This is a genomic window from Bartonella vinsonii subsp. berkhoffii ATCC 51672, from assembly GCF_902825225.1.
GTDB classification, from domain to species: Bacteria; Pseudomonadota; Alphaproteobacteria; order Rhizobiales; family Rhizobiaceae; genus Bartonella; species Bartonella berkhoffii.
The window spans coordinates 1-570 of the sequence record NZ_CADEAK010000102.1 but is presented as its reverse complement, the minus strand read 5'-3'; the positions used below and the strand labels follow the sequence as shown (position 1 = coordinate 570).

Annotated in this window: 1 protein-coding gene; it reads right to left on the bottom strand. The window is 37.9% G+C overall.

Features of this window, described 5'->3' with window-relative positions; translation table 11 throughout:
* Window positions 1-48 precede the first annotated feature (48 nt).
* The coding region (locus J7R10_RS08455; RefSeq protein ID WP_246787421.1) for an ABC transporter substrate-binding protein at window positions 49-570 on the bottom strand (522 nt) is incomplete at its 5' end.

Below are 570 nucleotides of genomic sequence, written 5' to 3'. Positions count from 1 at the left end.
CCTCTTATTAAGCATGTTCTACAATCCTTCTCTATAACATGCTTCTTTTTATTTTTCTGCTTCCTTGTAATAAAGTCTATCACTGTTCCAAATCCATTTTTTGACATCAGGTCCCATACCAACGGTATAATATGTCTGAAATAAATCAACCATAGGACCATGCTCTAGCACATAATGCTGTAAAGTACGATATTGCATGATACGCTTATTGGGGTCTTTCTCAAACAAAGCATCCATCACCATGTTATTAATATTTTCATCATAATACCCAGCGCGCCAAGCCAAATACATATTGTGCTTTTTTGTAAATGTTGGATCAGGATTAAACACGTGATTTAATGAGGCAGGATGTCCATCAGGATCGGCACTCCCCCACCCCATAATAGCAGTATCATAATTTCCACCACGTACACGGCTCAACAATTGATTTTGTGCCATTTTTTCAATTGTCAGCTCAACACCAATTTTACGTGCATTGGCTTGAATAGACTGTGCAACAGACGACATATAACTAAGGCTTCCAACTAAAAGATTAGCTTTAAAACCGTTCGGATAACCAGCCTCAGTAAT